This is a genomic window from Streptomyces sp. 11x1, assembly GCF_032598905.1.
Classification (GTDB): Bacteria; Actinomycetota; Actinomycetes; order Streptomycetales; family Streptomycetaceae; genus Streptomyces.
Window position 1 is genome coordinate 9,321,699 of record NZ_CP122458.1, and the last position, 26,999, is coordinate 9,348,697.

Annotated in this window: 26 protein-coding genes; 10 read left to right on the plus strand and 16 right to left on the minus strand. The window is 71.6% G+C overall.

Annotated elements, in window-relative coordinates; genetic code table 11:
* Nucleotides 1-70 precede the first annotated feature (70 nt).
* Nucleotides 71-1,291 (plus strand): histidine kinase, encoded by a 1,221-nt coding sequence (locus P8T65_RS41045; protein ID WP_316731881.1) that lies wholly within the window; start codon nt 71-73, stop codon nt 1,289-1,291.
* Between the two features lie 41 nt (nt 1,292-1,332).
* Here P8T65_RS41045 and P8T65_RS41050 read toward each other — a convergent pair whose 3' ends face one another.
* The 7 genes from P8T65_RS41050 to P8T65_RS41080 all read right to left on the minus strand — a co-directional run bounded on the left by P8T65_RS41050 (nt 1,333) and on the right by P8T65_RS41080 (nt 9,580).
* Entirely contained in the window at nt 1,333-1,488 is a 156-nt protein-coding gene (locus P8T65_RS41050) for a hypothetical protein (protein WP_184896882.1), read from the minus strand.
* Nucleotides 1,489-1,510: 22 nt separating this feature from the next.
* Nucleotides 1,511-3,457, minus strand: coding sequence for a protein kinase domain-containing protein (locus P8T65_RS41055; protein WP_316730494.1), 1,947 nt, complete (start codon nt 3,455-3,457; stop codon nt 1,511-1,513).
* 16 nt (nt 3,458-3,473) lie between these two features.
* A complete protein-coding gene (locus P8T65_RS41060; RefSeq protein ID WP_316730496.1) occupies nt 3,474-4,964 on the minus strand; it encodes a DUF6777 domain-containing protein in 1,491 nt (496 codons plus the stop codon).
* A gap of 207 nt (nt 4,965-5,171) precedes the next feature.
* Entirely contained in the window at nt 5,172-6,116 is a 945-nt protein-coding gene (locus tag P8T65_RS41065; protein WP_316730497.1) for a cytochrome c oxidase assembly protein, read from the minus strand.
* Between the two features lie 177 nt (nt 6,117-6,293).
* Nucleotides 6,294-7,319, minus strand: coding sequence for a 6-phosphofructokinase (locus tag P8T65_RS41070; protein ID WP_316730498.1), 1,026 nt, complete (start codon nt 7,317-7,319; stop codon nt 6,294-6,296).
* A gap of 245 nt (nt 7,320-7,564) precedes the next feature.
* Nucleotides 7,565-8,293, minus strand: coding sequence for a type 1 glutamine amidotransferase (locus P8T65_RS41075; protein ID WP_184896890.1), 729 nt, complete (start codon nt 8,291-8,293; stop codon nt 7,565-7,567).
* A 48-nt stretch (nt 8,294-8,341) separates the two neighbouring features.
* A complete protein-coding gene (locus P8T65_RS41080) occupies nt 8,342-9,580 on the minus strand; it encodes a MurT ligase domain-containing protein (protein WP_184896892.1) in 1,239 nt (412 codons plus the stop codon).
* 152 nt (nt 9,581-9,732) lie between these two features.
* Between P8T65_RS41080 and def the strand changes: the two genes are divergently transcribed.
* Nucleotides 9,733-10,272 (plus strand): peptide deformylase, encoded by a 540-nt coding sequence (gene def, locus P8T65_RS41085; protein ID WP_316730501.1) that lies wholly within the window; start codon nt 9,733-9,735, stop codon nt 10,270-10,272.
* Between the two features lie 96 nt (nt 10,273-10,368).
* Here def and P8T65_RS41090 read toward each other — a convergent pair whose 3' ends face one another.
* Complete coding sequence (locus P8T65_RS41090; RefSeq protein ID WP_184896896.1) at nt 10,369-11,013, minus strand: TetR family transcriptional regulator; 645 nt, start codon at nt 11,011-11,013, stop codon at nt 10,369-10,371.
* A gap of 173 nt (nt 11,014-11,186) precedes the next feature.
* Between P8T65_RS41090 and P8T65_RS41095 the strand changes: the two genes are divergently transcribed.
* Nucleotides 11,187-12,413, plus strand: coding sequence for an acyl-CoA dehydrogenase family protein (locus P8T65_RS41095; RefSeq protein WP_316730502.1), 1,227 nt, complete (start codon nt 11,187-11,189; stop codon nt 12,411-12,413).
* Nucleotides 12,414-12,567: 154 nt separating this feature from the next.
* Nucleotides 12,568-13,299 carry a transcriptional regulator gene (locus P8T65_RS41100; protein ID WP_316730504.1) on the plus strand — a complete coding sequence of 244 codons (732 nt, stop codon included), beginning with the start codon at nt 12,568-12,570 and terminating at the stop codon, nt 13,297-13,299.
* On the opposite strand, the gene P8T65_RS41105 is transcribed toward P8T65_RS41100, so the two are convergent.
* The 5 genes from P8T65_RS41105 to P8T65_RS41125 all read right to left on the minus strand — a co-directional run bounded on the left by P8T65_RS41105 (nt 13,296) and on the right by P8T65_RS41125 (nt 18,093).
* Complete coding sequence (locus tag P8T65_RS41105) at nt 13,296-13,532, minus strand: DUF6213 family protein (protein ID WP_037704958.1); 237 nt, start codon at nt 13,530-13,532, stop codon at nt 13,296-13,298. The two genes, P8T65_RS41100 and P8T65_RS41105, sit on opposite strands and share 4 nt — an antisense overlap.
* A gap of 25 nt (nt 13,533-13,557) precedes the next feature.
* Entirely contained in the window at nt 13,558-14,943 is a 1,386-nt protein-coding gene (locus P8T65_RS41110; protein WP_316730505.1) for an NADP-dependent succinic semialdehyde dehydrogenase, read from the minus strand.
* Nucleotides 14,944-15,006: 63 nt separating this feature from the next.
* On the minus strand, nt 15,007-15,474 hold the full coding sequence (locus P8T65_RS41115; protein ID WP_230224492.1) for an NUDIX domain-containing protein: 468 nt from the start codon (nt 15,472-15,474) through the stop codon (nt 15,007-15,009).
* On the minus strand, nt 15,471-17,009 hold the full coding sequence (locus tag P8T65_RS41120; protein WP_316730506.1) for an ATP-dependent DNA ligase: 1,539 nt from the start codon (nt 17,007-17,009) through the stop codon (nt 15,471-15,473). The genes P8T65_RS41115 and P8T65_RS41120 overlap by 4 nt, the downstream gene beginning before the upstream one ends.
* A 136-nt stretch (nt 17,010-17,145) precedes the next feature.
* On the minus strand, nt 17,146-18,093 hold the full coding sequence (locus P8T65_RS41125) for an NAD(P)/FAD-dependent oxidoreductase (RefSeq protein WP_316730507.1): 948 nt from the start codon (nt 18,091-18,093) through the stop codon (nt 17,146-17,148).
* Nucleotides 18,094-18,171: 78 nt separating this feature from the next.
* Between P8T65_RS41125 and P8T65_RS41130 the strand changes: the two genes are divergently transcribed.
* The 6 genes from P8T65_RS41130 (at nt 18,172) to P8T65_RS41155 (ending at nt 23,529) form a co-directional block, all read left to right on the plus strand.
* A complete protein-coding gene (locus P8T65_RS41130; RefSeq protein WP_316730508.1) occupies nt 18,172-18,780 on the plus strand; it encodes an XRE family transcriptional regulator in 609 nt (202 codons plus the stop codon).
* Between the two features lie 114 nt (nt 18,781-18,894).
* Nucleotides 18,895-19,872 (plus strand): NADPH:quinone oxidoreductase family protein, encoded by a 978-nt coding sequence (locus tag P8T65_RS41135; RefSeq protein WP_316730510.1) that lies wholly within the window; start codon nt 18,895-18,897, stop codon nt 19,870-19,872.
* A complete protein-coding gene (locus tag P8T65_RS41140) occupies nt 19,869-21,053 on the plus strand; it encodes an acyl-CoA dehydrogenase family protein (RefSeq protein ID WP_316730511.1) in 1,185 nt (394 codons plus the stop codon). Before P8T65_RS41135 ends, P8T65_RS41140 begins: the two co-directional genes overlap by 4 nt.
* Entirely contained in the window at nt 21,050-22,144 is a 1,095-nt protein-coding gene (locus P8T65_RS41145; RefSeq protein ID WP_316730513.1) for an acyl-CoA dehydrogenase family protein, read from the plus strand. The genes P8T65_RS41140 and P8T65_RS41145 overlap by 4 nt, the downstream gene beginning before the upstream one ends.
* A 193-nt stretch (nt 22,145-22,337) precedes the next feature.
* Entirely contained in the window at nt 22,338-23,207 is an 870-nt protein-coding gene (locus P8T65_RS41150) for a phosphatidylinositol-specific phospholipase C/glycerophosphodiester phosphodiesterase family protein (protein WP_316730514.1), read from the plus strand.
* Nucleotides 23,208-23,334: 127 nt separating this feature from the next.
* Complete coding sequence (locus P8T65_RS41155) at nt 23,335-23,529, plus strand: hypothetical protein (protein ID WP_316730516.1); 195 nt, start codon at nt 23,335-23,337, stop codon at nt 23,527-23,529.
* A gap of 74 nt (nt 23,530-23,603) precedes the next feature.
* Here the strand turns inward: P8T65_RS41155 and P8T65_RS41160 are convergent, their stop codons facing one another.
* The 3 genes from P8T65_RS41160 to P8T65_RS41170 form a co-directional block, all read right to left on the minus strand.
* Complete coding sequence (locus tag P8T65_RS41160; protein WP_316731882.1) at nt 23,604-24,773, minus strand: phosphodiester glycosidase family protein; 1,170 nt, start codon at nt 24,771-24,773, stop codon at nt 23,604-23,606.
* 114 nt (nt 24,774-24,887) lie between these two features.
* The gene (locus P8T65_RS41165; RefSeq protein WP_230224596.1) at nt 24,888-25,262 is read right to left on the minus strand and encodes a DUF779 domain-containing protein; all 375 of its coding nucleotides are present in this window, start codon (nt 25,260-25,262) and stop codon (nt 24,888-24,890) included.
* A gap of 46 nt (nt 25,263-25,308) precedes the next feature.
* The gene (locus tag P8T65_RS41170; protein ID WP_316730518.1) at nt 25,309-26,805 is read right to left on the minus strand and encodes an alginate lyase family protein; all 1,497 of its coding nucleotides are present in this window, start codon (nt 26,803-26,805) and stop codon (nt 25,309-25,311) included.
* Between the last annotated feature and the right edge of the window lie 194 nt (nt 26,806-26,999).

The following is a 26,999-nucleotide window of genomic DNA, read 5'->3' on the forward strand; positions in this document are numbered from 1 at the left end:
GCGACCGGGGCGGGAACCCACGAGCGGTGAGCGGTGTACCAGATGCAGGAGGTGAGCGATGAGCGGTGAAGTGACCGGGTTCCTGGCCGGGTTCTGCGTGGCCGTGCTCCCGCTGCTCGCGGCCGGCTTCTGGCTCGGCCGGCGTACGGCCCGCCCGCGCGACAGCCTCGGCGGACTCGGCACACCCGTCGAGCACGCCACCTTCCAGACCCTGCACACCGCCACCCTCGCCGCGCCCCCGCTGCGCGCCGGCCTCACGGAGGAGACGGCCCGCAGATCGGCCAAACGGCTGCGCACCCTGCTCGGCACGGACGCGCTCTGCCTCACCGACCACGAGTCCGTCCTCGCCTGGGAGGGCGTCGCCGAGCACCACCGCGCCGAGATCATGGGGCGCCTGGCGGGGCCCCTGGAGACCGGCCGGGGCGAAGCCTTCCGGCTGACCTGCGACATCATCGACTGCCCGGTGCGCTGGGCGGTGGTCGCCCCCCTGACGGTCGACGACCGGGTCCACGGGGCGCTCGTCGCCTGCGCGCCCCGCGAGTCCGCCGTCCTCGTCCGGGCGGCCGGCGAGGTCGCCCGCTGGGTCTCCGTACAGCTCGAACTGGCCGATCTCGACCAGTCCCGGACCCGACTGATCGAGGCCGAGATCAAGGCCCTGCGCGCCCAGATCTCCCCGCACTTCATTTTCAACTCGCTCGCGGTGATCGCCTCGTTCGTCCGCACCGACCCCGAGCGCGCCCGCGAACTGCTGCTGGAATTCGCCGACTTCACCCGCTACTCGTTCCGCAGACACGGCGACTTCACCACCCTCGCCGACGAACTCCACGCCATCGACCACTATCTGGCGCTGGTCCGGGCCCGCTTCGGCGACCGGCTCTCGGTCACGCTCCAGATAGCCCCCGAGGTCCTGCCGGTCACCCTGCCCTTCCTCTGCCTCCAGCCCCTCGTGGAGAACGCGGTGAAGCATGGGCTCGAAGGCCGGTCCGTCACCGCCGCCGGCAAGAGCCACATCAGCATCACCGCGCAGGACGCCGGAGCCGAGGCCCTCGTCGTCATCGAGGACGACGGCGTCGGCATGGAACCCGCAGTGCTCCGCCGTATCCTCGCCGGCGAGACCAGTCCGTCCGGCGGCATCGGCCTCAGCAATGTCGACGAGCGGCTCCGCCAGGTCTACGGGGACGACCACGGCCTGGTCATCGAGACCGCGGTGGGCGCGGGCATGAAGATCACCGCCCGGCTGCCGAAATACCAGCCGGGCGTACACCCGGACGGGGGAATACCCCGCACCTGAGGATCACCCTGGGTGAGCTCTTTGCTGAGCCCCGGTGGGCCTCAGGTGCGCGCCGCCACCATCCCCAGAGTCAGCAGCCCCAGGACGACCCAGCCGAACCACAGCCAGCCGTTGCTGCCGAGGGCCACCGAGTAGGCCGTCACCATGACCAGCCCACCGACGGTGAGCACCCCCATGGCCTTCGTCGAACCGGGCATCGCGACACCCTTCCTCAGGTCCTCAGGCTTCTTCTCCCTCCATGGTGCCCCCAGTGGCGGAAATGACAGTGCAGACGACGAAATGTGCGCCCTTTTTCCAGCCGTCCTCGCTGACCCAGAAACCGGATCCGGTCCGATCGGGCTCATAGCCGTACTGCACCGGCGGCAGGTTCTCCTCGCAGGCGGCGAGAGCCTGTTTCTGCGCCTTGTCGTAGGTGATGCCGGGGCTCATCTCATGGAACCCGAGCACCTTCTCCCGATGGCGGCCCCGGCAGGACACCAGCCGGATCTTGTTCTCGGAGATGCGGTCGAAACAGTCCTGCTTCTGCAGGGTGGCCACGTCGAGGAGCACCGTCTCACCCACCGTCCGGTACTCACCGATCGGCCCCCACACCGGCCTGCGCTCGCCCAGCAGCAGACAGGCGACCCGGCGGCCGGCCGCGTCGAAACCGTCGTCGGTCGGCACCACGGCGAGGGAGCGGACGTCCACGAGCCTGTCCCGGGCCTCCGCCGTGAGCTGCTCGCACCGGGCCGCGCCGCCCGCGCGGGCGTCCGCGGCGGACGAGACCTCGTAGGAGGCCATCACCTGGCCGTCCATCGTGGGCCCCGCGCACCCGGCCACGATCCGAAGCCCGGCCAGGTCGGTGAACGGGGTGTCGCGCCAGGTGACGTCGACGCAGTCACCGTCCTTCAGTGGCTCGGTCAGGCCCACGGCCCTGCCGTACGGCAGCGTCGCGTTCCCGCCGCCTCCGCCGCCGAGGCCGTCCGTCAGCTCCTTCATGTTCCCCATGGCGTACCAGGTTCCGCCGACGACCAGAGCGAGACCGAGGGTGGTCGCCACGCCCGCGAGCAGGGCGCGGCTGCGGTGCCGACGGTGATGCCCGCCGGAGCCCGCCCCCCGGTGCTCCGGTGGGGACCAGCTGTCCGCACGTGCTGGTGCACCCCCTCCTCCCGGCTCGCCGGCTCCGCCCGACGGCGCGTACCACGGTGTCTCGTGCGCGCCCGGAGGGGCGAGGGGGTACCCGTGATCCGCCGTGTGCGTGGGCCCGCTCGCCCACTGCGGTTGCGAGCCGAGGTCGGGCTCGGTGCGCGGGTGGGCCTGGGGCGTGACGATCGCGGAGAGCGCCGCCTCGGTCTCGGCTGCGGTGATCCGGTGTACGGGGTCCTTGGCGAGCATGGCGGCCAGCACCGGTTCCAGCGCGCCCGCCCGCAGCATGGGGCGCGGTTGCTCCAGGACCACGGCGGTGAGCGCCGCGATCTCCGAGTCGCGGTCGAACGGCCCGTACCCCTCGACGGCGTGGTAGAGCGTGCAGCCCAGCGAGAACAGGTCGGACGCGGCGGTCGGCGCCCCACCCTGCGCCCGCTCGGGTGCCAGATACCCGGCGGTCCCGACCAGGACATGGGTCCGGGTGTACCGGGTCTCCTGGGTGTCCGGCTGGACGGAGATGCCGTAGTCGGTGAGGAGGACGCGTGCGTACGGTGATCCGGTGCGGTCCGGGGCGAGCAGGATGTTGGCCGGCTTGACGTCCCGGTGCATGATGCCGCGCTCGTGCCCGGCGGTCAGCGCGTCCAGCACGGCGAGCCCGATCCGGGCGCACTCGGCAGGCGCGAGGGAGCCTCGCTGGGTCACCAGCGCCTTCAGGTCCAGGGCGCCCGGCACGTACTCCATGACGATCCACGGCAGCTCGTCGTGTTCCAGGACGTCGTGCACGGTGACCACGTTCGGGTGGGCGCGCAGTCCGGCGGCGTGCCGGGCCTCCGCGCGGGCGCGGGCCACGCGGGCGGTGCGCTCCTGCTCGGCCTCGCCCGGATGGCGGAACACGATCTCCTTGAGCGCCACCTCGCAGTCCAGCTGACGGTCGTGCGCCAGCCAGACATGGCCCATGCCGCCGCTGCCCAGCTGGTTCAGCAGGAGATAGCGGTCGGCGATGACCCGGCCGGCTCCCGAATACGGTGCGCCTGACTGCATCGGTCACTCCCAGGGGTCAGATCCACATGAACCGGGCCGGTTCCTGCACGGGGGCGCCCGGCGCCCCCGCATCGCTCGGATCCCCCGGACTCCCGGGGACGTCGGAGGGCGGATCACCGGTCGGATCGGGAGCGCTCGTGGGGACGTCGGTGGGCGGGCCGCTCTCCTGCGGCGGAGCCGGGTCGGGGTCGCGCGTGGTCGGCGGGGGTGTCGAGGGTTCGGTGGACGCGGGAGCGGAGGTGGGGGTGGGGGTGGGGTCCGGTGACAGCGTGCGGGGCGTCTCGTCCGTGGGCGGGGGAGTGGTGGGCCCCATGGGCGACGACACGTCGTCCGTGGGGGAGCCTCCGCCCGAAGGGATCGTGCCCGGGTCCGTCGGCGACGACCTGTCGTCCGTCGGTGACTCTCCCGTCGGCGATCCGCCCGACGACGAGCCGTCCGAGGACGAACCTCCCGTGTCCGAGGGCTCTGTCGGCCCCGGATCCGTGCTCGAGGATCCGCCGTCGGAGTCCGACCCACCGTCCGTCGTCGCGCCACCGCTCGGTCCCGAGCCGCCGTCCGTGCCCTGTTCGGACGCGGATCCGACGGTGCCGTCTCCCGAAGCCCCGTCCGGCCACTCCACGTGCAGTGCCACCGGGGCGCCGAACTCCAGCCGGGCGCCCGGCCCGGGGCTCGACCCGGTCACCGGCGCGTCGCTCGGCGGCATCGCGTCCCCGGCGACCGTCACCGCCAGGCCCCGCTCCGCCATGGCCGCGCTCGCCTCGCCGAAGGTCATCCCCCCTACCTTCGGCACGGACTGCCGCGCACGTGCGTCGAACGTCGTGTCGGACTCGCCCGTGGTGCCGACCTCGCGGCTGATGCCCCGGTCCGGGTCCTCGACATCGACGAGCTTGATCTCCTTCAACTGCTCGGGCGCGGGTTCGACGACGACCACCGCGGCCTGGTCGTAGCTGTCCCACTCCTTGTTGTCGCCCGTGAACTCCACCTTGATGCGGCCCGGGTCCGCGGCGAACGAGCGCAGCGGATTTCCGCAGCTGCACTTGACGGCCGGCAGCCCCTGATCGTCCACCAATACAGCGATCCCGGCTTCCAGCAGCGCGTCGAAGGGGACGGCCCTGCCCTTTTTGTAGTCGTGGTTCTTCACGAGGGTGTCGTGGCGCAGCAGAACAGGTGTGAGGTCGTCGAGATAATCCGGGATGCGGTCGACGCCGACTCCGACGATCCGGGCCCATTGTTGAGCCTTTTTCTTGTTCTCGGGAGCGGTGAGGAAATCCTCCAGCTTGCCGACGTCACAGATCTTCGGTTTCCGTGTGCCCCCGTACAGGCCGGGGGTGCTGCCCTGCTGAAGGCCGCTGTGCGGCGCCAGTGACCGCAGGTCCGGCTCGTCCCGGCCGAGCCGTTCGCCCTCGTCGAAGAAAGGAGCGAGGGACGGCACCCCCGCGGCCACCGCCGTCACCGCGAGCAGTGACGGGCCCGACTCCCCGCAACCGCCGAGGACCAGTACGCCCACCAATAGCAAAGATGTTCGCAAGCGTGCGCGAATTGTCATGACCGCTCCCCCTTGCGGTTTCCCCCGTCACCTCGCAGAGCGTATGCGAGGCTCACGCATCATGCTACTGAAGGGCAAAGCCTTTCCGTCAAGAGAAATAGAAAGGGGCACGTTTCTGTGGCCAAAGAAAAGAATGGGAGCGCATCTGGCAAGAAAAAGAAATGTGACTCAGTGACCACGTGCGTTGAGTGAGGCGAGATAGGCGTTGTACGCCTCCAGCTCCTTGTCGCCGTCCCGGTCGGCCGCGCGGTCCGTGCGCCGGGCCTGCCGCTGCTCGGAGTTGTACCACTGGAAGAGCAGCGCCAGCAGCACAAGGACCGAGGGGATCTCGCTGAAGGCCCAGGCGATGCCGCCGGCCGCGTTCTGGTCGGACAGGGCGTCGATGCCGAGGGAGGCGGGCGGGTTCTCGTACGTCTTCACCATCGGCGCGGACGCCATCATCAGCGCGATGCCGAAGAAGGCGTGGAACGGCATGCCCGCGAACAGCTCCAGCATCCGCATCAGATAGCCGGGCCGGTGCGGGCCCGGGTCCACGCCCATGATCGGCCAGAAGAAGAACAGCCCGACCAGCAGGAAGTGCGTCATCATCACGATGTGCCCCGGCGTCGACCCCATCAGGAAGTCGAACAGCGGCGTGAAGTACAGACCATAGAGGCTCGCGATGAACATCGGGATCGTGAACGCCGGATGCGTGACGATCTTCATGTACCAGCTGTGCAGGAACATCAGCAGCAGCTCGCGCGGCCCCTTCCGCCCCTTCCCCGCCACCGGCAGCGCCCGCAGCGCCAGGGTGATCGGCGCCCCCAGCAGCAGCACGATCGGCGCCAGCATGCTGATCACCATGTGCTGCACCATGTGCACGCTGAACATGACCATGCCGTAGTCGTTCAGCCCGGTGCACGTCACCAGCATCACCAGCAGCACACCCACGACGAACGCGATCGTCCGCCCCACCGGCCACTTGTCCCCGCGCCGCACGAGCCGTACGACGCCCCAGGCGTACAGCCCGAGGCCCACCAGGCACGCGATCAGGAAGAACGGATCCGCCGACCACGAGAGCCCTCGCCCGAGAGTGAAGGGCAAGAGCCCCGTCCCATGCCCGCTGTGATCCATCCGCCGGCTCCTGTTTCGTGGGGGTTGAGCGCTGTACGTCCGCCCCAAGAGTAGAACCGCCCCCGGTCACGATCATGACCGGGGGCAAGCCTTGAAGGGGCGCGGGGAACTGCGCGACCAGCCACGAACCACCCGCAGCCGACGAACCACCTGCTGAACCGAGCTCCTAGTCGGAACTCACAGCACACACTCCGCCTCGGCGTACCGCTCCGACGGCACCGTCTTCAACGTCTCCACCGCCTCCGCGAGCGGCACCATCACGATGTCGGTCCCCCGCAGCGCGGTCATGTGCCCGAACTCACCCCGGTGCACGGCCTCCACCGCGTGCCACCCGAACCGCGTCGCCAGCACCCGGTCGTACGCGGTCGGCGTACCGCCCCGCTGCACATGCCCGAGGATCACCGGCCGCGCCTCCTTGCCGAGGCGCTGCTCCAGCTCGATCGACAGCTGCCGCGCGATCCCGGCGAACCGCTCGTGGCCGTAGATGTCCTTGCCGCCCTCGTCGAAGTCCATCGACCCGGCCTTCGGCTTCGCCCCCTCCGCGGCGACGACGATCGCGAACCGCTTGCCCGCCGAGAACCGCGCGGCGACCTTCGTGGCCAACTCCTCGATGTCAAAGGGCCGTTCCGGTACGACGATGGCGTGCGCGCCGGCCGCCATGCCGGAGTGGAGCGCGATCCAGCCGGTGTGGCGGCCCATGACCTCCACGACCAGGACGCGCTGGTGGGACTCGGCGGTGGTCTTCAGCCGGTCCAGCGCCTCCGTCGCGACGCCCACGGCCGTGTCGAAGCCGAACGTGACGTCCGTGACCGCGATGTCGTTGTCGATGGTCTTCGGTACGCCCACGACCGGCAGGCCGCTGTCCGACATCAGCCGGGCCGCCTTCAGCGTGCCCTCACCGCCGATGGGGATGATCGCGTCGAGCCCGAGCTCCTCGACGTGGCCCTTCGCCCGCGCCACCCCGTCCCGCAGGTGCGAGGGCTGCACCCGGGAGGAACCGAGGATCGTGCCGCCGCGGGCCAGGATGCCGGACACCGCGTCCAGGTCGAGCTTGAGGTAGTCGCAGTCCAGCAGACCTTTCCAGCCGTCCCGGAAACCGATGACCTCGTCGCCGTGGTCGACGACGGCGCGGTGCACGACGGACCGGATGACGGCGTTCAGCCCCGGGCAGTCGCCGCCGGACGTGAGGACACCAATACGCATAGCCCGAATACCTTCTCGACGTGGGCCGGGGACCGGACCACGCTGTCCGGCTGGAATCCCCGCCACCCTACCGGCGGCAGGGGGCGGGGCCGTAGCGGGCGTCCGCCTGCTGGACGGCCCCGCACAGGTGAGCGGAGCCCTGGTCAGACGGGCATTCACAGGTGAGCGGGAGCCCCTACGGATGGGCCTTTCGCACGAGCGGTGCTGAACCGTTTCTCAAGGGCCCCGGCCCCCGCCCGGACGCGCTACGCGGGCTGCTGGGCCGCCGAGATCCGCTCGTCGCGCAGCGCCTCGAACCAGCGGTCGTCGGTCGGCGGCAGCGCGTTCACGTCCAGCGCCAGCTTCAGCAGCAGGTCCGCGATCTGCGGGTTCCGCGCCAGCACCGGCCCGTGCATGTACGTGCCGAAGACGGTGTCGTTGTACGCGCCCTCCGTGCCGTCGCCCGTGCCGTTGCCCTTGCCGAGGCGGACCTGTGCGAGGGGGCGGGCGGTGGGGCCGAGGTGGGTGACGCCCTGGTGGTTCTCGAACCCGGTCAGCTGCGGCAGCCCGAGGCGCGGGTCGATGTCCGCGAGGACGTCGCCGACGCACCGTTCGCCCTCGCCCCGGGTCGTGGTCACGTCGAGCAGGCCGAGGCCCGGCTCACGCTGGCCGAGGTCGTTGACGAACTCGTGGCCGAGGATCTGGTACCCGGCGCAGACGGCGAAGACGATCGCGCCGTTGTTCACCGCCTGGTACAGATGCCGGTCACGGCGCAGGCGCTCGGCCGCGAGCCGCTGCGGCCGGTCCTCGCCGCCGCCGATCAGATAGATGTCGCCGGAGGTCGGGATCGGCTGGTCGCTGCGCACGTCCAGCCGGGCCACGTCCAGGCCGCGCTGCCGCGCGCGGCGCTCGACGACGAGGACGTTGCCCTGGTCGCCGTAGGTGCTGAGCAGGTCCGGGTAGACCCAGACGACCCGCAGACTGTTGTCGCTCATGAAGTCAGTGCCCCTCAGAGTCGTTCATGGTCGTTCGTGGCCGGGTGCTCAGTTGCCCACGCGACGGCGCAGGTCCTGGAACGCGGTGTAGTTCGCGATGACCTCGATCCGGCCCGGCGGGCACATCTGCACCGCCTGGTCGAGGGTGTCGCAGACCTGGAAGTGCTGACCCGCCACTTCCAGACGCACCGCGAGGTCCAGCTTGCGGTCGCCGAGCACGAAGATCGGGTGGCCGGTCAGCCGGGTGTAGTCGACGTCCCAGAGCCACGAGGTGTCGGTGCCGTCGGCGCCGCGCGCGTTCACCGACAGGATCACCGGCGACGGCGGCGGGTCGATCAGCGAGAACGTCTCCAGCCAGCCCGCCGGGTTCTTGGCGAGCAGCAGCCGCAGATCCCGCTGCATGAACTGCACCACGTCGTACCGTCCGGCGACCGCCTGCACCTGGTACATGCGTTCCAGGGCGACCTGCGGCGGCACACCGAAGACGGCGGCGGTGGCGGCCGACGAGGCGGCGTTGGCCTTGTTGGCGCGACCCGGCAGCTGCAGATGGATCGGCCAGGCCGAACCGTGCGGGTCGAGGACGTGGTCGCCGGAGAGCGCCCAGCTCGGTGTGGGGCGGCGGAAACCGCACTCGCCGCAGAACCAGTCGTCGCCGGGGCGCTGCATCACACCACCGCAGGACGGGCAGGACCAGGCGTCGTCCTTCCACATCTGGCCGACCGCGACCCAGACCACGTTCGGCGAGGACGAGGCCGCCCACACGATCAGCGGGTCGTCGCAGTTGGCCACGACGACGGCCTTGGTGCCGGCCAGGCCCTCCCGCCAGGCCTCCGCCATCATCCGGGTCTCGGCGGCACGGTCGAGCTGGTCGCGGGAGAGGTTGAGCAGTGCGATGCACTTGGGGTCGGTGTCGCGCGCGACACCGGCCAGGTACTTCTCGTCGACCTCGATGACCGCGAACTTGGCGTCCGAGTTCCCGGCGAGCGCCGAGGTGATGCCCGCGGGCATGTTGGCGCCGAGCGCGTTGGAGACGACGGGGCCCGCGGCCCGCAGCGCCTCGGCGATCAGCCGGGTCGTGGTGGTCTTGCCGTTGGTGGCGGAGACCAGGATGACGTCCAGGCTCTGCGCGAGCCTGGCGAGGAGGTCGGGGTCGAGTTTCAGTGCCACCCGGCCGCCGATCACAGATCCGCTACCGCGTCCAGCGGCACGCGATGCCGCCGCGACCGCCTTGCCCGCCGTCACGGCCAGCTTGGCCCGCGGCGTGAGCGGGTCCGAGTTGCCTGCCATCAGTTCTCGATCCTCCTTGCGTACAGCGCCGCGCCCAGTCCCGGCAACGTGTGGACCAAAGACTATCGAGATCCACTCACGCGCCCGAATCTCGACCGGGCCGTCACCCTGGTCGGACCGGCGATATCGGGTCTGAACGTACCCTTGCGGCCATGCGAAGCGGCTCGATTCCCGGCGCCCGAGGGCGCGTTCTCCCCATGACACTGCTCGGGGACCCCGTATTGCAGGCGCCTTGTGAAGAGGTGACGGAGTTCGGGACCGAACTGGTGCGGCTTGTGGAGGACATGTTCGCGACCATGTACGACGCGCGAGGGGTGGGGCTCGCCGCGAACCAGGTGGGCCGGGGGCTGCGCGTCTTCGTGTACGACTGCCCGGACGACGAGGACGTGCGTCATCTCGGCCATGTGGTGAACCCCCGGCTCGTCTCGACCGGGGGGATCGTACTGCGGGGACCCGAGGGTTGTCTGTCGCTGCCCGGGCTGGAGGCGGGGGTGGAGCGGTACGACGAGGCCGTGGTCGAGGGGTTCACGGTGGACGGGGACCGGGTGCGGGTGTCGGGGAGCGGGTTCTTCGCGCGGTGTCTGCAGCACGAGTGCGATCACCTCGAGGGCCGGGTGTATGTGGACCGGCTGTCGGGGTGGCGGCGTTCTCGGGTGTTGCGGAAGGCCGCCCGGGCGCCGTGGGGGCGGTGAGTTCGCGGGCGGGTGGCAGGCTCGTCGTGGCTGGTCGCGCAGTTCCCCGCGCCCCTGAAGGGGCGCGTCGCCCGACCATGTGATCAAGTGACCCTTTCAGAAACCCGGGCCGCCGACCTTGTCGCCCGCGGCCGCCAGGCGGCCCCAGAGGAGGTCCGCGAGGCTGCGGACCAACTCCGCCCTGGTGAGGGGGCGTTCGCCGAGCCACCAGTCGCCCGCGGCGTGCATCATGCCTACGATGCCGTGGCCCCATACACGTGCCAGTTGACGGCTGTCGGGGCCGAGGTCGAGGCGGTCGTCGATGACCGTGCCGAGTTCCTCGCCCATGCGCCGCAGGAGGGGGGCCGAGTGCTTGCCGACGTCGAAGCCCTGGTCGCCGGGCTGGCCGCCCTCGGCGGGGTGCATGAGGAAGCGGTACACCTGGGGGCGGGCCTCGATGGCCGCCAGATAGGTGTCGAGGGTCGCCTCGACGCGTTCACGGCGCTCCGCGGGGGCGTCCAGCGCGGCCCGCAGGGAATCGAGGAGCGCATCGGTGTGCCGCTGGGCGAGGGCGGCGTAGAGTCCGCCCTTGTCGCCGAAGTGGCGGTACAGAATCGGCTTGGTGATGCCGGCTTCGGCGGCGATGGCGTTCATCGACGCTCCGGGGCCGTCGCGGAGCACGACTCGGTCCGCGGCCTCCAGCAGCTCGCGACGACGGCGGTCGGCGGACCGCTCCTGGTCGGTCCGCTGCGTGGTGTCCATGAGTCTCTCCCCCAAATGCTGATGACGGTGACGCCTTGCGCAAACTAACACTGATCGGCGTGACCCGATCGAACGGGCTACCGAGCACTGCTCGGGAGTTGACTTTTCCTACCGACCGGTAACAGACTCCAGTTACCGTAGGTAACATCTTAGTGCAGTGCTGGAGGCGCGTCATGGCCGAGTTCACCATGGAACTCAACGAGGAACAGCGAGAGGTCCGCGACTGGCTCCACGGATTCGCCGCCGACGTGATCCGCCCCGCGGCCGCCGAGTGGGACGAGCGCGAGGAGACCCCCTGGCCGGTGATCCAGGAGGCCGCCAAGGTCGGCATCTACTCCCTCGACTTCTACGCCCAGCAGTACTTCGATCCGACCGGCCTCGGCATCCCCATGGCCATGGAGGAGCTGTTCTGGGGCGACGCGGGCATCGCCCTGTCCATCGTCGGCACCGGCCTCGCCGCCGTCGGCGTCCTCGCCAACGGCACCGAGGAGCAGGTCGGCACCTGGATCCCCCAGATGTACGGTGACGCGAACGATGTCAAGGTCGCCGCGTTCTGCTCCTCCGAGCCGGACGCCGGTTCCGACGTCGCCTCCATGCGCACCCGCGCGGTCTACGACGAGGCCAAGGACGAGTGGGTCCTCAACGGCACCAAGACCTGGGCGACCAACGGCGGTATCGCCAACGTCCACGTCGTGGTCGCCGTGGTCGACCCCGAGCTCGGCTCCAAGGGCCACGCGTCCTTCATCGTCCCGCCGAACACGCCCGGACTGTCCCAGGGCCAGAAGTTCAAGAAGCACGGCATCCGGGCCTCCCACACCGCCGAGGTCGTCCTGGAGGACGTCCGCGTCCCCGGCTCCTGCCTCCTCGGCGGCAAGGAGAAGCTCGACGAGCGGCTGGCGCGGGCCCGTGAGCGGGCCAAGGCCGGGGGCGAGCGGGTGAAGAACGCGGCGATGGCCACGTTCGAGGCCTCCCGCCCGGCCGTGGGCGCCATGGCGGTGGGCACCGCCCGTGCCGCGTACGAGGTCGCCCTCGACTACGCCAAGACCCGTGAGCAGTTCGGCCGGCCCATCATCGACAACCAGGGCGTCGCCTTCCAGCTCGCGGACATGCGGACCTCCGTCGACGCGGCGCGGCTGCTGGTGTGGCGGGCGTCCTGGATGGCGATCAACGGCAAGCAGTTCACGGCGGCCGAGGGGTCCCAGTCGAAGCTGTTCGCGAGCGAGACGGCGAAGAAGGTGACCGCGCAGGCGATCCAGATCCTCGGCGGCAACGGGTACACGCGGGAGTACCCGGTCGAGCGGATGCACCGGGACGCGGCTATCTACACCATCTTCGAGGGTACGAGTGAGGTGCAGCGGCTGGTGATCGCCCGGACCCTGTCGGGAATGCCGATCCGGTAGCGGCGTGGGGGTGCGTGTGTCGGTCGGGCTGCGGGAGCGTCGTGGTTGCTCGCGCCCACGCGGCGCAGCCGCATATCGACACGGCCCCGCGCCCCTTCAGGGCTCGGGCTGTCATCAGCGGTGACGACACGTCCCCCCCCGACAGGAGTGCCTGATGACGCGTACGGCCGGTGAAGTGCTGGAAGAAATGACCGCGCGGCTCGCCCCAGGACCCGATGCCAATCCGCTGCTGCCCCTGATCGCCTCCGGTGCGGCCGATCTCGACACCCTCGCCGTGCTCGCCATGGAGCAGAGGCTGGTGATCGCCGCGGATCTGCTCTCCTTCCGTCATCTGGCCGAGCGGTCGGCCGTCGAGGATCCGGCCTGCGCCCCCTTCTTCGAGATGCTCGCGGAGGGGGAGGAGGTGGCGGCCGGGCGGCTCGGGGCGCTCGCGCAGGCGTGCGGGGTGGACGAGGAGAGGGCGGCGGCGTACGAGCCGCTGCCGGGCTGTCAGGCCTACCCGTCGTACGTCGCCCGGCTCGCACTCGGTGCCGCCCCGGCCGACGTCGTGCTAGCGCTCAGCGCCAACTTCGCCTCCTGGGGAGGCTATTGCGCGACGATCGCCAAGTCCCTCCGCGACCGCTGCGCCTTCACCGACGAGGCCTGCGGCTTCTTCGACTTCTTCGCCGAGCCATCCCCGGAACTGGAGGAGCGGGCGAGGGCGGCAGTCCGGACGGGGACCGGCACGGGGCGGATCGACGAAGAGGCGGCCTACCGATACGGCCGCCTGCTGCAAAGCTACGAATCGATGTTCTGGCACACACTCGCGCCCCGTCAGGGGCGCGGGGAACTGCGCGAGCAACCACGAACCACCTGCAGCCGACCTACGACCGAGACGCGGCCCTAGCCGGAGGCGGCCCCGCTGCTGTGCGCGATGCACGCCACGTCGATCCGGTCCGCGAGCTTCGCCAGCTCGATCGTCAGAGCCGCCACCGTGTCCTCGTCGAGCTCCTCACCCGCCTCCACCAGGTGCAGCCAGCGCCCGCCCACCGTCCGCAGCAGTTTGCTCACATCGGCCGCAGACACCTGCAGGGTCCCGCGGTCGTCGACGATCAGAGGCAGAGTCACTTCGCGGTTCACAACGGGGATGGTAGCCGCGGAACGCTCACGCCCCGTGCCATACGGTGGTGATGTTGCAGAACTCCCGGATTCCGTGTCCGGACAGCTCGCGCCCGTATCCCGACCGCTTGACCCCGCCGAACGGGAACGCCGGGTGGGAGGCGGTCATCCCGTTGACGTAGACCGCGCCGGCGTCCAGGTCCCGGACGAAGCGGTCGACCTCGGCGCTGTCCCGGGTCCACACGTTGGAGCTCAGCCCGAAGGGCGTGTCGTTGGCGATCGCGATCGCTTCGTCGAGGTCGGCCACCCGGTACAGCGTGGCGACGGGACCGAAGGTCTCCTCCTGGTGGACGCGCATCTCGGGGGTGATGTCGGCGAGGACGGTCGGCGGGTAGAACCAGCCCGGCCCGTCGGGGCGTTCGGCACCGCACAGCACGGTGGCCCCGCTCTCCACGGCCTCGTCGACCAGTTCCTCCAGGTCCTTGCGGCCCCGCTCGCTGGAGAGCGGGCCGACATCGGTGTCCTCGTCCAGCGGGTCGCCGACCTTCAACGCCTTCATGGCCTCGACGAACCGCTCGGCGAAGGCGTCGTAGACGTCGTCGTGCACGATGAACCGCTTGGCGGCGATGCACGACTGACCGGTGTTCTGCACCCGGGCCGTCACCGCGATCCGGGCCGCCTCCTCGACGTCGGCGGACGGCATCACCACGTACGGGTCACTGCCGCCCAGTTCCAGGACGGTCTTCTTGACCTCGTCCCCGGCGACCGAGGCGACCGCCCGGCCGGCCGGCTCGCTGCCGGTGAGGGTGGCGGCCTTCACACGGGGGTCGCGCAGGATGTCCTCGACGGCGCGCGAGCCGACGAGCAGGGTCTGGAAGCAGCCCTCGGGGAAGCCCGCCCGGCGGAAGAGGTCCTCCAGGTAGAGCGCGGTCTGCGGGACGTTGGAGGCGTGCTTCAGCAGGCCCACGTTGCCGGCCATCAGGGCGGGCGCGGCGAACCGGATCACCTGCCAGAGCGGGAAGTTCCACGGCATCACGGCGAGCACCGGGCCGAGCGGGCGGTAGCGGACCAGGACCCGGGAGGCGCCCGAGTCCTTCACGTCCGCGTCGGACGGCTCCACGTCGGTGAGCAGCACCTCGGCGTGGTCGGCGTACCAGCGCATCGCCTTCGCGCATTTGGCGGCCTCGGCGCGGGCCTGCTTGACGGGCTTGCCCATCTCCGTGGTCATCGTCCGCGCGACGTCCTCGGCGTCCTCGTCGAGGAGGTCGGCGGCCCGGCGCAGCAGCCGGGCGCGCTCCGCGAAGGAGGTGGTCCGGTAGGTGCGGAAGGTGGCGTCGGCGGTGGCGAGGCGGTGCTCGATCTCCTCCTCGCCCAGGGCGTCGTACGTCTTGAGGGTCTCGCCGTTCGCCGGGTTGACCGTGGCGATGGGCATGCTGGCCTCCTGCGTGGACTGTCCTTCGACCTTCCCGCGCTACGGAGCACGCCGCAACGCGACTCAGTCCGAGTGCTCCAGAAGACGGTCGAGAAACTCCGCCTGCGCCGGGACGATCACGGCCCGGGCCCGTTCGACGCTGAGCCACTCCACGCGGTCCAGCTCCGGGAACTCCTGGAGTCGGCCGGACCTCGGCGGCCACTCCATGCGGAAGGTGCCCGGCACGACGGTGGCCGGGTCGAGGTCCGCCTCGATCGCCCAGGCCGTCACGATCTTGCCGTTCTTCTGCCGCACCTCGCCCAGCGGTACGGCCTCCCCGTCGGGCGGGGCCAGCCCCAGCTCCTCCTGGAACTCCCGGCGGGCCGCGTCCCAGGCGGGCTCGTCCGGTTCGTACTCGCCCTTGGGCACGCTCCACGCCCCCGCGTCCTTCTGCGCGAAATACGGGCCGCCCATATGGCCGAGCAGCACCTCGACGCCGTGCTCGGTGCGGCGGTGCAGCAGCAGGCCGGCACTGCGCTTGGGGGTGGTCAACGCGTCACCTCGGGGTGTGCGGCGATCAGGGTCTCGACCGTATCGGCTTCGGCGGGGGTCTTGTCCTCGCGATAGCGGATCACGCGGGCGAAACGCAGGGTGACACCGGCCGGGTAGCGGGTGGAGCGCTGCAGGCCGTCGTAGGCGATCTCGACGACGAGTTCGGGGCGTACGGTCACGCCCCAGCCGTGCCGCTCCACGGCCAGCTCCGTCAGCCGCTCGGTCTGCCAGGCCAGCAACGCGTCGGTCATGCCCTTGAAGGTCTTGCCGAGCATGGCGAAGGAGCCGTCGGCGGTGCGGGCGCCGAGATGCAGGTTGGAGAGCCTGCCCGTGCGGCGGCCGTGCCCCCACTCTGCGGCCAGGACCACCAGGTCCAGGGTGTGCACGGGCTTGACCTTCAACCACGAGGCACCGCGCCGGCCCGCGCTGTAGGGGGCGTCGAGCGCCTTCAGCACGACGCCCTCGTGACCGCGTTCCAGCGTGGCGGCGAGGAAGCCCTCCGCCTCGGTGAGGTCGCCGGGGCCGTGCACCAGGGTGCGTCGGACGCGCATCGGCGCGGGGACGAAGCGGGCCAGCTCGGTGTGGCGGTCGGTGAAGGGCAGGTCCAGCAGGTCTTGGCCGTCGACGGAGAGCGCGTCGAAGAAGACCGGTGATACGGGTACCTGCTCGGCCACCGTCGCCACGTCCAGCCGGGAGCCGACCCGTGCGGCGGTCTCCTGGAAGGAACGCGGCCGGCCGTTCTCGTCGAACGCGATCACCTCTCCGTCCAGGATGAACCGCTCACCCCGCAACTCCAGTGCGGCGGCGGTTAGTTCGGGCAGCCGGTCGGTGATGTCGTCCAGGGTGCGGGTGTAGAGGCGTACGCGGTCGCCGTCGCGGTGGACCTGGACGCGGATGCCGTCGAGCTTCTCCTCGACCGCGCACTCGCCCAGCTTGGCCACGGCCTCCGCGACGGAGGAGGCGCTGTGCGCCAGCATCGGCTGGACGGGCCGCCCCACGGTGAGCCGGAACCCGTCCAGGGCCGACGCGCCCTCCGCCAGCAGTGCCTGGGCCACGGTCTGGAGCGAGCCGGCCAGCATCACCGCCCGGCGTACGTCGGCGGCGGGCGCCCCGGTGGCGCCGGCCAGCCCCTCCACGGCGAGGGCGTCCAGGGCGCCCTGGCGGACCTCACCGGTGAGCAGGCCGAACAGGTAGCGCTGCTCCTCCTCCATGGCCGCCGCCAGCAACTCGCCGACCAGGCGCCTTCGTTCGGCCTGCGCACCGGTGCCGGCGACCGCGCCGATCACCGTCAGCCGGGCGTCCACCTCGCGGACCGTGAGGGTGGGGGTGGTGGCCGGCAGGATCTGCTGGTCCAGGACCTTCCAGCCGATACCGAGTCTGCCCTGGGGCAGCCGGCCCGCGAGGTACGGGATGACGATCGGGACGTCCGCGGCGTCCGCGTCCCGGAAGAGTTCGGCGAGCAGGGCGGCCTTGCGGGACCGGGCCGAGGCGGCGGCGATCTCTTGCGACACGCGGGCGAGCCGGGCGAAGAGCATGGAGCCATGGTCCTACGGAGTTTCGCCGGGCGCCTATTGGGGTGGGGACGCGGGTTTCGTCGGCGGGTGCGGGTGGGTGAGGCTTCTCGCGCAGTTCCCCGCGCCCCTACGGGCGATGGCCCTTCGGGCCGCTCGATCAACCCGCGTCCAGGTCTGCCGTCAGGAGGTCTCCGTTGATCGTGGCCCCCGCTCGGTAGCCCGAGGAGGCCGCGTTGATCACCTGTTCCGAGAAGCCCATCGCGTTGCCGGCCGCCCAGACTTCGGGGATCGTGGTTCGGCCGGTCGGGTCGACCACCGGGTAGGCGCCGAACGGGGTCTCGGTCAGCTCGGCGCCCAGTTTTTCCAGGAGGGTCGTCTGCGGGACCGGGCGGGGGGCGGCGAAGAGCACCGAGCGAGCGTGGGTCGTGCCGTCGGCGAGCCTGACGCCGGTGAGACGGTCGTCCGCCACGACCAGGCCCGCGACCTCGCCGGGGACCACCCGGACCCCGGCTGCCGCGAGGCGGCGCAGGTCGTCGTCGGAGAGGTCGGATTCGGCGACGGTGTGCAGGAACAGGGTCACGTCCTTGGACCACTGGGAGACCATCAGGGCCTGGTGGACGCTCAGCGGGGTCGTCGCGAGGACACCGAAGGGCTGGTCGCGGACCTCCCAGCCGTGGCAGTAGGGGCAGTGGAGCACGTCCCGGCCGAAGCGTTCGGCGACGCCGGGGACGGCCGGGAGTTCGTCCTTCAGCCCCGTGGCGAAGACCAGGCGCCGGGCGCGCACGGTCCGGCCGTCCGCGAGGGCGACGGTGAAGGTCCGGCCGTCGTCGTCCCGCGTCACGTCGGCCGCCCGGCCCCGGACCAGTGCCACGCCGTAGCGGGCGATCTCCTCCCGGCCGACGGCCAGGAACTCCGCCGGGGACATCCCGTCCCGCGACAGGAAGCCCTGCATGTGCGCGGCGGGTGCGTTGCGGGGCTCGCCCGCGTCGACGACCAGGGTGCGGCGCCGGGCCCGGCCCAGGACCAGGGCGGCGGAGAGCCCCGCCGCGCCGCCGCCGATGACGATCACTTCGTACTGCTCGGCCATGTCGTACTGCTCGGTCATGGTGACCACCTCCACGACCGACGGTCGCGCGAGCGCTGCCGCATTGACAAATGTCTTTGCCGAAACTGCAATGAAGGCATGAGTGGTACGAGTGACACGAACGAGGGTGCGAGCGGCACGGACGAGGTGCTCGCCGGAGTCGGGCCGCGGCTGCGGCGGATCCGCAAGGAGCGGGAGGCGACGCTCGCGGGACTGTCGGAGGCGACCGGTATCTCGGTGAGCACGCTGTCCCGGCTGGAGTCGGGGCTGCGCAAGCCCAGTCTGGAGCTGTTGCTGCCGATCGCGCGGGCCCACCAGGTGCCGCTGGACGAGCTGATCGGGGAGCCGCCGGTCGGTGATCCGCGGGTGCGGTCCAAGCCGATCCAGCGGCACGGGCGGACGTACTGGCCGCTCACCCGGCAGCCGGGCGGCCTCCAGGCCTTCAAGGTGCGTGTCGAGCCCCAGGGGCGACAGGAGCCGGAACCGCGCACCCATGAGGGCTACGAGTGGCTGTATGTGATGTCCGGCAAGCTGCGGGTCGTGCTCGGCGAGCATGATGTGGTGATGGTCGCCGGGGAGGCCGCCGAGTTCGACACCCGGGTCCCGCATTGGTTCGGCGCGGCGGGGGAGGAGCCGGTGGAGTTCCTCAGTCTGTTCGGGCCGCAGGGGGAGCGGATGCATGTCCGGGCCAGGCCCGCACGGTCGTGACGCACGCTACTGCGTCCCGACTGTTCCCCGGAGGGCAAGCGACCGCTTAGTATGCATGCGGCAGTCGGCCCCGGGGCCGACGAAGCAGTCCGGAGCAGTCCGTGGAGGCACCGCATGCAGGCATGGCAAGTGCACGAGAACGGCGAGCCGAGCGAGGTGATGCGGCTCCACGACGCGGAGCGGCCCACGCCCGGTGACGGCCAGGTCCTGCTGAAGGTGCGCGCCGCGAACATCAACTTCCCCGACGTGCTGATGTGCCGGGGGCACTACCAGGTCCGGCCGCCGCTGCCGTTCACGCCGGGCGTGGAGATCTGCGGGGAGACGGAGGACGGACGCCGGGTCCTCGCCAATCCGGCGCTGCCGTACGGCGGCCTCGCCGAGTACGCGGTCGCCGACGCCGCCGCCCTGCTGCCCGCACCCGACTCGCTCGACGACGCCGAGGCCGCGGCCCTGCACATCGGCTACCAGACGGGCTGGTTCGGCCTCCACCGCCGGGCCCGCCTCGAAGCGGGGGAGACCCTGCTCGTCCACGCTGCCGCCGGAGGGGTCGGCAGCGCGGCGGTGCAGCTCGGCAAGGCCGCGGGCGCGACGGTCATCGGTGTCGTGGGCGGCGCCGACAAGGCCGTCGTGGCCCGCGAGCTGGGCTGCGACGTGGTGATCGACCGGCGGAGCGAGGACGTCGTCTCCGCCGTGAAGGAAGCCACCGGAGGCCGGGGCGCGGACGTGATCTACGACCCCGTGGGCGGCGAGGCCTACACACAGTCGACCAAGGTCGTCGCCTTCGAGGGACGCATCGTGGTCGTCGGCTTCGCGAGCGGGACGATCCCCAGCCCCGGCCTCAACCACGCCCTCGTCAAGAACTACTCGATCCTCGGCCTGCACTGGGGCCTGTACAACACCAAGAACCCGAAGCTGGTCCAGCACTGCCACGAGCAGCTCACCGAGCTGGCGGCCCGGGGCGTCGTCAAGCCGCTGGTGAGCGAGCGCGCACCGCTCGACGGGGCCGCGGCCGCCGTGCAGCGCGTCGCCGACGGCGTGACCACCGGCCGGGTGGTCGTGGTGCCCTCGCCGGAGAACGGAGCCGCCGCATGACCGACGCAAGTGACCTCAGGCGCCGCACCGCCGAGTTGCTGGCCGCGTACCCGCCCGCCACCACCGACCGCCTGGACTTCCTGCGCGCCCGCTTCGACGCCGGCCTCGCCTGGGTGCACTACCCCGAGGGCCTCGGCGGCCTCGGCGCCCCGCGTTCCCTCCAGGCCGTGGTGGACGCCGACCTGGAGGCGGAGGGCGCCCCCGACAACGACCCCCGCCGTATCGGCATCGGCCTCGGCATGGCCGCGCCGACGATCCTCGCCTACGGCACGCAGGAGCAGAAGCGGCAGTACCTGCGGCCGCTGTGGACCGGGGAGGAGGTCTGGTGCCAGCTCTTCAGCGAGCCCGGCGCCGGGTCCGACCTCGCCGCGCTCGGCACCCGGGCCGTCCGCGAGGGCGACGGCGACTGGGTGGTCAACGGGCAGAAGGTGTGGACGTCCAGCGCCCACGTCGCCCGCTGGGCCATCCTCATCGCCCGCACCGACCCGGACGTGCCCAAGCACCGGGGCATCACCTACTTCATCTGCGACATGACCGACCCCGGCATCGAGGTCAGGCCCCTGCGGCAGGTCACCGGCGAGGCCGAGTTCAACGAGGTGTTCATCACCGACGTCCGCATCCCGGACGCGCGCCGCCTCGGCGAGATCGGCGACGGCTGGAAGGTCGCGCAGACCACCCTCAACAACGAGCGCGTCGCCATCGGCGGCATGCGGCTGCCCCGCGAGGGCGGCATGATCGGCCCGGTGGCCAAGACCTGGCGCGAACACCCCGAACTGCGCACCCACGACCTCCACCAGCGGCTGCTCAAGCTCTGGGTCGAGTCCGAGGCCGCCCGTCTCACGGCCGAACGGCTGCGCCAGCAGCTCGTCGCCGGTCAGCCCGGCCCCGAGGGCGCCGGCATGAAGCTCGCCTTCGCCCGCCTCAACCAGGAGATCAGCGGCCTGGAGGTCGAACTCCGGGGCGAGGAAGGCCTGTTGTACGACGACTGGACCATGCGCCGCCCCGAGCTGGTCGACTTCGTCGGCCGGGACGCCGGCTACCGCTACCTCCGTTCCAAGGGCAACAGCATCGAGGGCGGGACCACCGAGGTCCTGCTGAACATCGTCGCCGAGCGCGTCCTGGGCCTGCCCGGCGAACCGCGCACCGACAAGGACGTCGCGTGGAAGGACCTGTCCCGATGACGACACCGAGGGCACAGCCCGACCTCCTGTACTCGGAGGACGAAGAAGCTCTCCGGGCGGCCGTCCGCGACCTGCTGAGCGACCACTGCGACGCGGCCGGCGTCATCGCCCGCGTCGAGTCGGACGCCCCGCACGACCGTGAACTGTGGAAGCTGCTCGCCGACGGCATGGGCCTCGCCGGGCTGCTCGTCCCCGAGGAACTCGGCGGACAGGGCGCCACCCACCGTGAAGTCGCCGTCGTCCTGGAGGAGTTGGGGCGGTCCGTCGCCCCGGTGCCGTACCTCACCAGCGCCGTCGTCGCCACCGAGGCACTGCTCGCCGCCGACGCCCGCGACCTGCTCGGCGAACTGGCGTCGGGGCGGCGGATCGGCGCCCTGGCGGTCGCCCTGAACGTCTCCGCCGGCAGCGCCTACCAGGTCGTACGGTTCGAGGACGGTGCCCTGCACGGGCGGCTGACCGGCATCGCGGACGCGGCCGTCGCCGACGTGCTGCTGGTGCCCGCCGACGACGGGGGCCTCTACGCGGTCGACGCCACCGCCGCGACCGTCACCCCGCAGGTGTCGCTGGACCTGACCCGGCCGGTGGCCGAGGTGACCCTCGACGGTGCGCCGGGCCGCCTCCTCGGGGACGCCGAGCCCGCCGTGCGCCGCGCCCTGCGGGCCGGGGCCGGACTCCTCGCCTCCGAGCAACTCGGCCTCGCCGAATGGACGTTGACCGAGACGGTCCGCTACCTCAAGCAACGCAAGCAGTTCAACCGGCCCGTCGGCGGCTTTCAAGCGCTCAAGCACCGCCTCGCGCAGCTGTGGCTGGAGGTCGTCAACCTGCGGGCCACCGCCCGGAACGCGGCCGACCAGCTCGCCACCTCGGGCGACGACGCCGACCTCGCCGTGGCCGTCGCCCAGGCCTTCGCGGCACCCGTCGCCGTCCACGCGGCCGAGGAGGCGCTGCAACTGCACGGCGGAATCGGCATGACCTGGGAACACCCGGTCCACCTGTACCTGAAGCGGGCGAAGGCCGACTCGATCGCGTACGGCACCGCGGGCGCCCACCGGGCCGCCCTGGCCGAACTGGTCGACCTCCAAGCCCCCTGACGTACAACGGAAGAAGAGCGCGGAGAGCCCGCCCCACCTGGGGCGGGCTTCTCCGTGCGTTCACCCGCGGCCCGGTGAACGCGGGTGAACGCACGACGGCGGTCCGGCCAACTCCCCGCACGGACCTGCTCATCGGCCCCTTCCAGCTCGCATACTCGCTGGGTCCGCAACCGGCCCATCCGGGAGGCAGAGCATGGCCCTCACCACCCGCCGCAGAGCCCTCACCACCCTCGGCGCCGCCCTCACGGGCGCCATCGCCCTGCCCGCCACGAGCGCGCTGGCCGGCGAACAGAAGCACCGGCCACGCCCGTTGTGGCGGGCCCACGCGCACAACGACTACGAGCACCCGCGGCCCCTCCTCGACGCCCTCGACCACCGCTTCGGCAGCGTCGAGGCCGACATCTTCCTCGTCGGCGACCAACTCCTCGTCGCCCACGACCCCGCGGACCTCGACCCCGCCCGCACCCTCGAAGCCCTCTACCTGGAGCCGCTCGCCGCACGGGTGCGCGCCAACCGGGGTTCGGTCCACCGGGGGCACCGCAGGCCGCTGCAGCTCCTCATCGACATCAAGACCGAAGGCTCGTCCACGTACCTCGAAATCGACCGCCATCTGCGGCATTACCGGCACCTGTTCACCACGTACGCGCACGGGCGGGTCCGTCAGGGCGCGGTCACGGCCGTGATCTCCGGGGACCGGGCCGCCCGGGTGCCCATGGAGGCACAGACGGTGCGGCGTGCCTTCTACGACGGGCGGCTTGCCGACCTCGTGTCCACGACGCCGGCGCCGGCCTCCTTCATCCCGCTGATCTCCGACAACTGGCTGCTCAACTTCACCTGGCAGGGCGTGGGTCCCTTCCCGGGAGCCGAACGCGAAAGGCTCCGGCAGATCGTCTCGACGGCGCACGGACGCGGTCAGCGGGTGCGGTTCTGGGCGACGCCCGATCTGGCGGGGCCGGCGCGGGACGCGCTGTGGGGTGAGTTGCTGGCCGCGGGTGTCGACCACCTCAACACCGATGACCTCGCGGGTCTTGAGGAGTTCCTGGACGCACGCGGGGTGGCGTAGGCGCGACGAACCCCGACGCGGTCGACACCACTCGTTCGGCGGACGGCTCCGCCGCACGGGCTAACCCTCCGGTGCGCCACACTTGCGGCCGAATGCCGCGAAATGGGCGTGGCGGAGGAGGTTGACGATGGCCGTTTCCATCTCTGTGGTGGTGTTGCTCGGGATCCTGACGGTGGTCTTCATGCGCAATGGTGCGCTGAAGTTCTCGCACGCAGCGGTCTGTGTGCTGTTGGGGTTCTCCATGGCGGGCACGAGTCTGGCGCCGACCGTCCACAACGGGCTCACGGCCACGGCGGACATCGTGAGCAGCGTGAAGCCATGAGGGTGAGGTGACGCTTTTCAGGGGCGCGGGGAACTGCGTGAGCAGCCCACCGGCCCCGCGGCCGACAACGTGCCTCACGCCTTGGTGAACACGCCGATACCGTTCGGGACGGCCCGCTCGGCGCCGTCGCTGGGGTGGTTGCGGACGGTGACCGTCGTCGTCCCCGGGGCGCGGGCCACGAGCGTGGAGGAGCCGCCGCCGTCCAGGCTGAACGCGTCGACCGCGCCCAGGCCCCGCATCGTGTCGGCGACCTCCGCGATGGTCAGCCCGGTGCGGTAGGCCGCCGCGCCGTCCAGGGCGAGCAGCAGCAGGCGGCGGCCCCCGTCGGCGACGCCCGCGGCCGTGCGGACCGCCGAGGTCGTGGCGTCGAGGCCGGGCAGCGGCAGGCCGCCCCGCAGGACCGGGTAGCCGCCGAGCGCGAACGCGTACGGCGTGCCCGTCGAGGAGACGAGGAGGTGCCGTACCTCCACCGCGTCACCGGGGGCGAGCTTGCGCAGCTGCTGCGCGCCCGCCTCGCGTCCGACCAGGACGGTCGTGCCGGCGGCGATCGCCCCGCTGCCGGGGGTACCCGCCGTACCGACCACGCGGCCGTCCTCGACCAGCACCTCGTGCGTGTCGGTGCTGCACGGCGCGGCCCGGTCGGTGTCGGTGCCGCAGACCGCGCGCATCCGGGAGACGCTGCCCCAGTCCGTGGTGAACGCGCCCACGGAGCCGACCGGCAGGGCGTACTGGTTGAGGCCGCGCAGCGAGAGGTCGCCCTCGGCGGTGGTGACGGAACCGTCGAGGGCGATGCGGTCGAGGCGGGCCCTACCGTCGGCGGTGACGCCCAGCACGTCCGTGGTGCCGGTGCCCGGCGGCAGGGCCGGACCGAAGCGCTGGCCCCTCGGCACGGCGGCCTTGAGCGCGTGCCCGGCGGCGATCGCGGGGCCGACCGTCGCCCCGGTGGCGGCGACGCCGGGGTGCTGGGTCTCGGTGATGTTGAAGAAGTCGCCGTTGACCCCGGCCACGGCACCCGCCGCGGTGGCCAGCCGGGACACGGTCGCGCGCGAGGCCACCTTCCCCGGGTACAGCAGCCCGACGCCCACCTGGGGATTGCTCAGGTCGACCGTCAGCACATGGGCGTGCGTCACGCCCTTGGCCGCCCGGATGTCGAACTGGCTGTACTGCACGCCCGGTGCCAGGGCGACGGCCCTGGGCGCGCCGCCGGCCGGTGCCGCCCCCACGAGGGCCGCCCCGGCCAGCACGCTCCACGTCGAGAGAACCGTCAGTACCGTTCTGAGCCGTCGAGCACGACGTGTCACGGTGCCCCCTGATGCCTCGTCAAATGTCCCAGGACTCAGGGGAAGTGCACCAGACGACTACCGGCCGGGCGGGGGCTCCGCCTCGACGACGCGGGAACGGATGAGAAAACGCACCCCTTCGGGTGCCTCCAGGGAGAACCCGCTGCCCCGCCCCGGCACCACGTCCACGATGAGGCGGGTGTGACTCCACACCTCGTACTGGCCGCGGGACATCCAGAACCCCACCGTCTCGTCGACCCCGTCGACGGTCAGCTCCGCGAGGAGGACGTCCGAGTTTCCCGTACGGAACTCGCCGTCGGGGTAGCACATGGGGGCGCTGCCGTCGCAGCAGCCGCCCGACTGGTGGAACATCAACGGGCCGTGGGCCGCCCGCAGCCGCCGGACGAGATCGGCGGCCGCGGGGGTCAGCTGTACGCGCGGGACGACATCCATGCGCGCAGTGAACGCCTCGCCAGGTTGCGAGGACGTTGCGTGCCCCTCAGCTCTGCCGCCCGCCGCCGGAACCGGTGCGGCGGCGCAGCAGGAGGAGGCCGCCCGTCAGGGCCGCGAGGCCGCTCGCGGCCGTCCAGGCCGGGAAGTCGGAGGTGCCTGTCGCGGCCAGGTCCTCGCCCCGGCCGTTCTGGGCGCCGGCGGAGGGGGAGGCGGACGACGCGCTCGTCTTCGCGCCGGAGCCGGAGCCGGAGCCTGCGGCCGTGGACGTGGACGTGGACGTGGACGTGGACGGGGGCGCGCTCGCCTCGGCGGCCGTGGCCCGGTCCCGGGTGAACGCCAGCGTGCCGAAGCCCAGTTGGTCGTAGCCCCCGCTGTTGGGGCCGTAGTCGCCGCCACCGCCCTCGGGGGCCGCCCTGGCCGCCGTCCGGGCGAGGTAGGAGGCGTCGAGGCCCCGCCGCTTGGTGTAGTGGTTGGCGATCATCGCCCAGATGGGGCGCGTCATGTTCGGGTCGACAGCGGCTGCGTCGGACGCGGTCTCCCTCCCCGACCACCCGTCGACCGCGCCCTTGGCGCGGGTGTTGGCCGTGTAGGGCACCTCCCCGCCCATGGCCCACTTGGCCACGTACTGGGCGCCCTTGAGGAAGCGGTTGTCGTCGTAGCCGTACAGGTCGATGCCCTGGTTCCAGGCCATCTCGCAGAAGGTGCCCATCAGGCCGACACCGAGCAGCGCGTGGCCCTGGTCGCGGCCGGCCTCCAGCCACTCGGCGAGGCCGTCCTCGTGCACGACGGGGATGGCCTTCCTGACGGCGCCGAGACCCTCGCCGTTCTTGAAGTAGTCCACGGCGCGGGCCACTTGGGCCTTGTCGTCGCAGAAGATGCCGCCGGCCAGGACACAGGCCATGTTGGCGAGGTCCCAGTTGGGCCAGTAGTTGGTGATCACCGCGCCGTTGTGGCGGACCGGGAAGTCGTCGCTGAGCGGGGCGAAGACCTCGCTCAGCATCTCCTGGAAGCGGTCGAGCGCGAAGTCCGGGTGGTCGCGCACGAGCTCGGCGGCGTTGGCGAACTGGTAGCCGTACAGACCGGCGGCCAGGAAGCGGTCGGCGTTGCCCGCCAGGGAGGTGAGCTTCGCCGACCAGTCGTTGAGGATCGCCACGGCGGTGTCGGCGTGGGCGTCCTCGCCGGAGACGTGGTGGCGCAGGCCGTTCTGGTAGGCGGCGTGGATGTCGTTGTAGAGGGTCACGTAGTTCTGGCCGGTGCCGCCGCGGACCACGGTCGTCTGCGGGTTGGCCCTCCAGCCGCTCTGCGCGTGCCGGTTGGCGGTCAGCCGGGCGAAGCCCGCCGTGTACGGCTGGGCGCCCGCCTTCACCTTGGCCGCCATCCGGGCCAGATCCGCTGTGGTGTGGAGCAGACCGGGGTGCGCGAAGCCGCTGCCCGCGGCCGAGGCGGGCGTCGCCGCCAGGCCCGTGCCGGCCCCCAGGCCCGCCGCACCCGCGGCGATACCGGCGATCTTCAGCGTGCTCCGGCGGCTGATCTCTGCAGTCACGTGGGGGTCCTCGGGTCTCGGCTACGGGGCGTGGCTCGCTTGCGTCGGCCCGCGCGAGCGGCTGCGAACAGGAGACGCACCGACCCCCGGGGCGGATATCAGAAACCGGGGCGGTGCGTCCCGCGCCGTACCGAGGGCGTCGTACCCGACGGGTCAGGCACCCGGGGTCCAGCCGCCCAGCCAGTCCGCGACCT

Bases quoted from the DNA above. Each gene is read 5' to 3' on its own strand.
- P8T65_RS41050 (WP_184896882.1), bottom strand. From the start codon at position 1,488: ATGCCCGGTTCGACGAAGGCCATGGGGGTGCTCACCGTCGGTGGGCTG.
- P8T65_RS41055 (WP_316730494.1), bottom strand. From the start codon at position 3,457: ATGCAGTCAGGCGCACCGTATTCGGGAGCCGGCCGGGTCATCGCCGAC.
- P8T65_RS41065 (WP_316730497.1), bottom strand. From the start codon at position 6,116: ATGGATCACAGCGGGCATGGGACGGGGCTCTTGCCCTTCACTCTCGGG.
- P8T65_RS41070 (WP_316730498.1), bottom strand. From the start codon at position 7,319: ATGCGTATTGGTGTCCTCACGTCCGGCGGCGACTGCCCGGGGCTGAAC.
- P8T65_RS41075 (WP_184896890.1), bottom strand. From the start codon at position 8,293: ATGAGCGACAACAGTCTGCGGGTCGTCTGGGTCTACCCGGACCTGCTC.
- P8T65_RS41080 (WP_184896892.1), bottom strand. From the start codon at position 9,580: ATGGCAGGCAACTCGGACCCGCTCACGCCGCGGGCCAAGCTGGCCGTG.
- def (WP_316730501.1), top strand. From the start codon at position 9,733: ATGCGAAGCGGCTCGATTCCCGGCGCCCGAGGGCGCGTTCTCCCCATG.
- P8T65_RS41090 (WP_184896896.1), bottom strand. From the start codon at position 11,013: ATGGACACCACGCAGCGGACCGACCAGGAGCGGTCCGCCGACCGCCGT.
- P8T65_RS41095 (WP_316730502.1), top strand. From the start codon at position 11,187: ATGGCCGAGTTCACCATGGAACTCAACGAGGAACAGCGAGAGGTCCGC.
- P8T65_RS41100 (WP_316730504.1), top strand. From the start codon at position 12,568: ATGACGCGTACGGCCGGTGAAGTGCTGGAAGAAATGACCGCGCGGCTC.
- P8T65_RS41110 (WP_316730505.1), bottom strand. From the start codon at position 14,943: ATGCCCATCGCCACGGTCAACCCGGCGAACGGCGAGACCCTCAAGACG.
- P8T65_RS41120 (WP_316730506.1), bottom strand. From the start codon at position 17,009: ATGCTCTTCGCCCGGCTCGCCCGCGTGTCGCAAGAGATCGCCGCCGCC.
- P8T65_RS41125 (WP_316730507.1), bottom strand. From the start codon at position 18,093: ATGACCGAGCAGTACGACATGGCCGAGCAGTACGAAGTGATCGTCATC.
- P8T65_RS41130 (WP_316730508.1), top strand. From the start codon at position 18,172: ATGAGTGGTACGAGTGACACGAACGAGGGTGCGAGCGGCACGGACGAG.
- P8T65_RS41135 (WP_316730510.1), top strand. From the start codon at position 18,895: ATGCAGGCATGGCAAGTGCACGAGAACGGCGAGCCGAGCGAGGTGATG.
- P8T65_RS41140 (WP_316730511.1), top strand. From the start codon at position 19,869: ATGACCGACGCAAGTGACCTCAGGCGCCGCACCGCCGAGTTGCTGGCC.
- P8T65_RS41145 (WP_316730513.1), top strand. From the start codon at position 21,050: ATGACGACACCGAGGGCACAGCCCGACCTCCTGTACTCGGAGGACGAA.
- P8T65_RS41150 (WP_316730514.1), top strand. From the start codon at position 22,338: ATGGCCCTCACCACCCGCCGCAGAGCCCTCACCACCCTCGGCGCCGCC.
- P8T65_RS41155 (WP_316730516.1), top strand. From the start codon at position 23,335: ATGGCCGTTTCCATCTCTGTGGTGGTGTTGCTCGGGATCCTGACGGTG.
- P8T65_RS41165 (WP_230224596.1), bottom strand. From the start codon at position 25,262: ATGGATGTCGTCCCGCGCGTACAGCTGACCCCCGCGGCCGCCGATCTC.